8 protein-coding genes are annotated in these 7654 nt (G+C 47.9%); 3 read left to right on the top strand and 5 right to left on the bottom strand.

What is annotated here, in order from left to right; all coding sequences use genetic code 11:
• The first annotated feature begins 149 nt into the window (after positions 1 to 149).
• Positions 150 to 650: a PilZ domain-containing protein gene (locus tag AB7D94_RS15365; RefSeq protein WP_420266863.1), complete on the top strand. Its 501-nt coding sequence runs from the start codon at positions 150 to 152 to the stop codon at positions 648 to 650.
• Between the two features lie 14 nt (positions 651 to 664).
• Here AB7D94_RS15365 and AB7D94_RS15360 read toward each other — a convergent pair whose 3' ends face one another.
• From AB7D94_RS15360 to AB7D94_RS15350, 3 genes are read right to left on the bottom strand one after another with little or no spacing between them, the layout of a single operon-like run.
• On the bottom strand, positions 665 to 2344 hold the full coding sequence (locus AB7D94_RS15360; RefSeq protein WP_420266862.1) for a tetratricopeptide repeat protein: 1680 nt from the start codon (positions 2342 to 2344) through the stop codon (positions 665 to 667).
• Positions 2345 to 2354: 10 nt separating this feature from the next.
• Entirely contained in the window at positions 2355 to 4172 is a 1818-nt protein-coding gene (locus AB7D94_RS15355; protein ID WP_420266861.1) for a tetratricopeptide repeat protein, read from the bottom strand.
• 42 nt (positions 4173 to 4214) lie between these two features.
• A complete protein-coding gene (locus AB7D94_RS15350) occupies positions 4215 to 4976 on the bottom strand; it encodes a hypothetical protein (RefSeq protein WP_420266860.1) in 762 nt (253 codons plus the stop codon).
• Between the two features lie 174 nt (positions 4977 to 5150).
• On the opposite strand from AB7D94_RS15350, the gene AB7D94_RS15345 reads away from it, so the two are divergent.
• The gene (locus AB7D94_RS15345) at positions 5151 to 5420 is read left to right on the top strand and encodes a tetratricopeptide repeat protein (protein WP_420266859.1); all 270 of its coding nucleotides are present in this window, start codon (positions 5151 to 5153) and stop codon (positions 5418 to 5420) included.
• Here the strand turns inward: AB7D94_RS15345 and AB7D94_RS15340 are convergent.
• Complete coding sequence (locus AB7D94_RS15340; RefSeq protein ID WP_420266864.1) at positions 5318 to 5599, bottom strand: AbrB/MazE/SpoVT family DNA-binding domain-containing protein; 282 nt, start codon at positions 5597 to 5599, stop codon at positions 5318 to 5320. The two genes, AB7D94_RS15345 and AB7D94_RS15340, sit on opposite strands and share 103 nt — an antisense overlap.
• Positions 5600 to 5765: 166 nt before the next feature.
• Between AB7D94_RS15340 and AB7D94_RS15335 the strand changes: the two genes are divergently transcribed.
• Positions 5766 to 6320: a hypothetical protein gene (locus tag AB7D94_RS15335; protein WP_420266858.1), complete on the top strand. Its 555-nt coding sequence runs from the start codon at positions 5766 to 5768 to the stop codon at positions 6318 to 6320.
• 62 nt (positions 6321 to 6382) lie between these two features.
• Here AB7D94_RS15335 and AB7D94_RS15330 read toward each other — a convergent pair whose 3' ends face one another.
• Complete coding sequence (locus AB7D94_RS15330; protein WP_420266857.1) at positions 6383 to 7468, bottom strand: WD40 repeat domain-containing protein; 1086 nt, start codon at positions 7466 to 7468, stop codon at positions 6383 to 6385.
• Between the last annotated feature and the right edge of the window lie 186 nt (positions 7469 to 7654).

Raw genomic sequence — 7654 nt, 5'->3', positions numbered from 1 at the left:
TCAGCGCTAAAAGTGTAGGCAATTTCTGTCTAATTTTTCTAATGCGATTGCCCTGATTTTCAACGACACTTGATATAGCAGCGATACATGGTTTATACTAAACATGCTGTGTGTGAGGGAAATCCCCTGTTGATGAGAAGGTGTGTCTGATGGAAAGAAGGACATATCCAAGGGTTGATGCCTATGCCAGGGTTGGGGTGCGGGTGCTTCCGGTTCAGGGGCAGAGTGCGTACTTCTCTGAAATATCAGAGGCGGCAGCCGTGGCCGATATAGCCAATTCAGAGTTGAATGAAGTCACCGAATTACCTGAGTTGCTGTCTGACCTTCAGGAAAGAGCTTATTCTTTGGGAAGAGTCCTCGACAGCTCTGACAAGGCCGATGGGTTTCGTAAACTTGAGTACAAGCAATTAAATCTAAGCGGCAGTGGCGTCCGGTTGCTTTGTAATACGATGGTTAGTGTAAAAGATATTATCGAATTAAGAATGATTCTGCCCGTCCAACCACCTGTCCCAATATTCATTTATGGCGAGGTGGTAAGGGTTATGGAAACGGAAGACGGCTACGCCGCCGCCTCGGAGTTTATCGCCGTCAGTGATGAGATACGCCGTGATATAGCCCAATTTGTCAGCTCCCTGTTAGACGCGACATAGGTTGTTGGCATAGTTTATTGCGGCATAAACAACATAATTGCGGAGTTGTTTTCACTAATCGCCTTATTCATGGCACGGTCCAAGTTCTTCTGTGCATTCACGGGGTCAGGACTCAGAGTTACTGCCATTCTAAGGTATGGGATTGCCTCGACAGTTCTGTTCTGTAGCAATAATGCCGCACTGATACCGTTGTAAGCTGGAGTGTACAACGGGTTCATTTTGATTGCAGTGCTATAGCTTTCTATGGCCTCGTCCAGTCGGTTCAATTTTACCATCAAATTTCCTAAGTTGGCATGAGCGGATACATATATATAGTTTATGTGCAAGGCCTTTGTATAGTTTATATATGCCTCGTTATATTTTCCAATTTCAAAAAATGCCGCGCCTAAAGTGTTGTAGGCCACATAGTTGTCTTTCGTAACCGATATGGCGCGCTCAAATAGAGAGATCGAATCGTGCCAGTATTTTACATGTTTTTTTGTATAAAATACGCACGCGATTATGGCGGCACATGCCAATCCTGCGGCTATCGCCCTGCCCACACGCCCGATGGCGGCGGTGTTGGGGACAGCAGTGGAAATAATTAAGAAAAGTCCGATAAACGGGATATATGTGTAACGGTCTGCCATTGCGGCAGTCCCCACCTGTACGATGCCGATAACCGGCACAAGCGTACCGACATACCAAAACCATCCCGTAAACAGATAGGGAAGTCTTTTAATACAAATTATGGCCGCCACAGTAATGCCAACAAAGAAAACCGCCGCCCCCACAACCTGCCACAGAGGAAATCTCTCATCAATTGGATATATTACGGCTGAGTTGGTAGGATTAAACATCGCAATGGCGTACTTTGCATATGATATAAGGGCGTTTGCTATACGGGACTTCATAGGGAGTTTATCCAGGGAGACAACCGCCCCCCATTTGTTTTGCACATGATAGGTAAGTACGCTTGACGCGGCTGAAAGGGCAAGAAATGGTACTTTCTCAAGCAATAAAACCCTTAGCCCAACTGCGGCATGCGGCGGATTATTGCCGTCTGTCCGGCCACAGGGACCCAGTCTCTGAAGTGGCCAATAATCAAGGAGAAGTAAGGCAAAAGGGAGCGTAATAACCATAGGCTTGGACATCAGGCCGCAAATAAAACACAAGAGCGCGACCATGTACCGAACAGCGCCAGGCCTCTCTGTGTAGTACACATAGGCAATCATAGTCAGCATCCAAAAAAGGCCGCTTAGGACATCCTTCCTTTCCGCAATCCACGCAACACTCTCCACGTGCAACGGGTGCAAGGCAAAGAGCGCGGCAATAAAGCCGCTCCTCCACTGGGAGGCAGTCATACGCGCAAAAACTATAAACAGTAACGCCGAGTTTAGTATATGAATTATCACAGACGTCATGTGATGTCCCGCGGGATTTAATCCAAACACTGTAACATCTGTCATGTGAGAAATCCACGTAAGGGGAAACCAGTTTCCATCGTGAAAAATGATGAAGGCGCGTTTTATGCTGTCAACGCTAAGGCCACCAAGTACATGGGTGTTTATTAAGACATAGGCGTCATCGTCATAAACTCCTATGAAACCATTGCGGCGTACCCCGGCGTACGAAAACGCCGTCAAAACGGCAATCACTATTATAATTACATCGGGGAGTTCCAATAGCTTGCTCGATTTTTTCTCTTTGATCATTATTTATCCTCTATTGTTTTGAGCCGCGTTTGCTGATAAGCGCAAGCGCGCTCTTTTTATTGTTCGCTGCCTCGGCGTAATCAGGGTTTATCGAAAGGGCCTTGTCAAACATCCCAAGCGCACCATCGGGATTGCCAGTGAGGGCCATAACCACACCCACGCCGTTTAGGGCGCCAGGCAGCTCAGGATTTATCTCTATGGCATGTTTATACTGTTGCATGGCCTCGCCAAGCCTGTTTTGCTTCAGCAGTAGATTACCATAAGCGACATAGGATTTTCCATAGCTCGGATTAAGCTTTATTACCCTCTTAAAACGTGCCGCCGCCTCATCGGGGAGGCCTTTGTTCATAAGGGCAAGGCCAAGGTTGTGGATAGTGTCGCAGTCGGCGGGACTTATACGCAGGGCGTTTTCATAGCATTCTATGGCATCATCGTACCTTCCCATCTCAGCATAGACTATGCCCAGATTATAGTATGCAACCTTATTGCCACTGGTTACGTCTATGGCTCGCTTAAACAGGGTGATGGAGTTGCTCCAGTACTGAAGCTGTCTCTTAGTGGAGACTGTGTAAAATGAGATCAACAGTGCGGCCGACGCGGCGATTATAACTCCACTACGCCGGTAGCCTTTTAGTAACGCGGGGACACCTACTGCGGCTATAATAAACAGCCCCACAGAGGGCATATAGTTATACCTGTCCGCCATCGCCTGTCCTCCCACCTGCACCAGTCCAATGACCGGCACAAGCGTCCCCAGAAACCAAAACCAGCCCGTAAATAAGTATGGGAGTTTTCTTGCCTTGCCGATTGCCACTATGCTGACCAGTATGACAATGGCCGCCGCCGCTATTGCCTGTACAGGGGGGATTTCGGGCGGCAGCAGATATAGTATGGACAGTTTATACGGGAAGATAGTGTTATAAGTATATTTTACGTAAGATATGGCCGCGTTTTCTAATCGCAACCCAAATGGCAATCTCTGGAGAGACACTACAGAGTTGCCGCTTTTCTGTGCAATCAGCGTTACTATTGCAGACGACGCGGAGATTACAAAAAGAGGTACCTTCTCTACAATTAACGCCTTAAACGGCCGCGCTTCATAACAATCCGGATGCGGCTCCGGCGATACGCCGCCTATCCTGCAGAGCGGCCAGTAGTCTAACAACAGCAGTACAAATGGAAATGTTACCGGCATAGGCTTAGCCATAAGGGCAAGGACAAAACATATTGTAAATAAAAAATATGTGGCCGCCTTAGGTCTTGCGGCGTACCGCACATAGGACAACATAGCAATGATCCAGAAAAACGCGCTCAGGACATCTTTTCTCTCTGACACCCACGCAACGCTCTCCACATGAACAGGGTGAAGGGCAAACACTACGGCGATAAAGGCACTCATCCAACAACTGGCTAAGAGGCGTCGGAGCAGATAAAACAGCAGAACTGCATTAGCCGTGTGAAATAAGACATTGTTCATATGGTGCATACCGGGCCGTAAGCCATAGAGTTCAACGTCCGCCATATGGGAAATCAGCGTCAGAGGAAACCAGTTGGAATCGTAGAAGGCCGTTGCCGCCCACACGGCGTTGTCCCGGCTCAGGCCGTTTCTGATATGCGCATTTTCTGTGACGTAAATCCTGTCGTCATAGCCGACGAAATCAAATCTAATAACATCGGCATAAACGAAGAGCGTCAGGACAGCAATGCAGACGGCCAGAGTATCAGCGGTGCCGAATGCCCACGCCGTTGCGGGTGGCTCCGGCTGCCCGCCTCTGAGTTTACCGGTCTCTGCGAGTTGGCCATTGCCGTTGGAATGTCTTGGTGCCAAAGGACGCTGCCAGTTCAGATTATAAACGGTTCAAGCTGATAATCAATGGGAATTGCCGTCCTTTTCAGGTTTTTGCGACTCAGGTATGTCCATTGGAGAGCGCATCTGGCCGGGCGGGTTGTTTTTACCCGCGCCATTCATCTGACTTGGCATTTGAGGCATTTGAGCCGGGTTTAGTGAATTTATAGCCCCAGACATCAATTCCTGCATAGTGCTGACTTTTTTATAATCCTTAGGCACTTCAAACATCGAGGCCGTTGCGGCACCTACTTTTATATCTTTTATCTCGGTCACCACGGACTGGTTAGTATTGCCGGGCATGATAGGTTTTTTCATATCGGCCATCTTCATTTCATAGCGTATTATGAGTCCACCAAGGTCAGTGGCCTCCCAAATAGTGGCCTTGTATTTATCATCGGGCTTGTCCTTTGTGTAGTAAACCGTTTCAGATTTTTCGCAGGGGTGGCCGTCAATAGTCTCCTTATCAATTTTTTTCTTCTCGAAAACCACGTTACTATCGTGTAACGACGGCCCCTGGCTACTGTCGTATGTGTGTTCAAAGTACACCTTGCCGGGGACATACATCGAAACGCTTTTCTTTTGGGCCGGCATAGATATGCTGACCAGTCCCTTGATGGCAGGGCTTTCGGTGCGCGTTTTATCTCCCAGGTGGGCCATATCAATTGAGATACCAGTACCCATCATAACCATCTTCCCTGTGTAGTTGTCCGGTGGGGCGGCAAACGCGTAGGCGCTAAGCGCTAAGGCCGCAAATAACGACATAACGATAATTCTCTTCAGCATTTTTCTAACACTCCTTATCTCTTTTGATTTGCATAACGCCGCCACCGGCACACCACGCGTATCGGAGCGGCCTACACCTTTGCTGCGAACTGTGCAGCGGGATTATATCACAAATCGTCCAGTTTTTTAAACCACCGTGAAATGTTTTAAGCTGCTACAGACCCTGACACTTACTTGCCAGATATTGCCACGACTTGTAACAACCTTGCCAGACTGCTTAGGGACATGGACGATTTGTACAGGGCTAAGGTGCTTTTCGAGGATGCCCTTAGGATTAGGCGAAAATTTGCTGAAAAACATCCCGCGGCATATTTAAAGAGGCTTGCTGAAATACGCTATAACTATACCGTCCTGCTTAAAAAAATGGGCGATAGGGATGAGGCTAAGAAATATTTTAAGGAACACAACAACATAAGGAAAAAGCTGAAAGAAGCGTCTAAGTAATCTCTTAATCCTTCGGCAATTGCGGCATCGCCACTGTCTCTGTCTAATACGGCACCGGGCTTGAAGACGATGGCCTTGTCCTGAATAACTACTTCTAAAATATCCCCTTCTTTGATATGCGCCTGTAGCCGAATCTCATTCGGGATAGTAACTTGAAATTTATCTTTCACCTTTACCATGGCCATATCGTTTTCTCCTGAACTGCATACACGGTTGAAAGTTGTAAAATACAACTGCTATACTCCTATTACAGCAGGAAAGGTAGATTTGTAAAAAGGGCACACACCAAAAAATATAGCGCTAAATACAAAGGTTGTGTTATTATTACGCAACAGGAGGTGTCAAATGGAAACCGATGTGGAGCTTTATAACGAGATTAAAGAACTTATTCACTCACTTCGCCAATTGAAAGAGACAAAGTCCTCTCTGCAGGACGAGGCCACTGCCCTTAGGTATGATATTGACGCGCTGAATTCCGAACTCAAAGGCATGGATATAGTTATAGCCGCTACCACAACCGATGTTCAATCAAACGAGTACAGGTCGAAGAGTTTTATGGATTCGATTGAGCGGCTTACCGGCGAACGGGAGCAGTTGATTGATGATATTAACGGCCTTCAGTTCAGCATAAAGGGCGTCACTGGCGACGTGAACAACTGCCTTACTCTCAAAGGACATCTTGAGGAGGAACTCTCCGATATTAATAAAGAAAAGACCATTGTCATGAATAAACTCAAAGGCATGGAGGACGGCATAAGCGAAATCTCAAAGAAAAAGGCCGAAAAGTTGCCCCATCTCAAGACCTTTGATGTAGTCCTCAAAAGCATCCACAACGAACTAAAAGAGATCGAAAACAGGATGGACGTATCGCTGAAATTCATACAACACGGCCAATATTGACAGCGGCAAATATAGTGAGTTGGTAAACTCAGTGAGTCACGAGTGTAGGAAATGTTATTCCCTCACTCGCCGCTGTCGGGTTGTACGTCTGTGTTCGGCTCTGAATGTGTGGCCTCCTCTGAATGCCCGGCAAGCGTGCGTATAAGGTTGCCATTTCCGGCATCCCATATCTTCACGGTGTTATCAAGGCTGCCCGATGCGATAAACCGTCCGTCTCTGCTGTAACTTACGCTTGTGACCACGCCTGAATGACCGGCAAGTGTGCGCAGTAGGCTCCCGTTTCCAGCATCCCACTGCTTCACCGTTTTATCGAAGCCGCCCGAGGCGATAAACCGCCCGTCGCCACTGTAACTTACGCTTGAGACACTGCCTGTATGCCCGGTGAGCGTTCGCAGCAAACCCCCGTTTACAGCATCACGTATCTTCACAGTCTTATCAAAGCTGCCCGAAGCGATAAACCGCCCATCGCCACTGTAACTCACGCTTGAGACAATGCTCTTATGCCCGTCAAGCGTGCGCAGCAGAGCCCCGCTTCCGGCATCCCATAGCTTCACGGTTTTATCCCAACTGCCAGAGGCGATTACCCGCCCATCGGAATTGTAGCTTACGCTTCTTACACCTCTTAAATGCCCGGCAAGCGTGCGTATCAGGTTTCCCGTTGCGGCGTCCCATATCTTCACAGTTTTATCCTCACTGCCTGATGCGATAAACCTCCCGTCGGCACTGTAACCTACGCTTCTCACTGTGTCTGTATGCCCGTTGAGCGTGCGTATCAGGTTTCCCGTTGCGGCATCCCATATCTTCACGGTGTTATCGTAACTGCCCGAAGCGATAAACCGCCCGTCGCCACTGAAACATACGTTTTTGACACTGCCTGAATGCCCGGTAAGCGTGTGCTGCAACGCCCCCGTTTCGGCATCCCATATCTTCACGGCGTTATCAGTGCCTCCTGATGCGATAAACCGCCCATCAGCACTGTAGCTTACGCTTGTGACACTGCCTGGATGCCCCGTCTTTAATAAAAATTCGGTGCGTTTCGGCGCAGGGCTACATGCTGAAATAAACATGAGGACAACGCATAAAAGCGCGTAATTTGTTGTATGCGCCTTTAGCCATTTAAAAGAAACACGAGACCAGATATTATCCATCAAAACCTCCCCCACTGTAATAAAGTGTATTAATTTATCATAATAACATAATTATTTCAAGCTCCAAATATAGGGATATTTTCAACGCAGGGCAATCGCATTAGAAACTTACACCAGTAATTCCCTCTCCTGATAGGGGTAGGGAAGGCTCTCACCTCCCCTCCCTCCGAACCGTACAGGCGGATT

The sequence above is a fragment of the Candidatus Magnetominusculus dajiuhuensis genome (assembly GCF_046044395.1).
Lineage (GTDB): Bacteria > Nitrospirota > Thermodesulfovibrionia > Thermodesulfovibrionales > Magnetobacteriaceae > Magnetominusculus > Magnetominusculus dajiuhuensis.
Note: the sequence above shows the minus strand (reverse complement) of the source record. Positions and strands in the feature narration are given on the sequence as shown.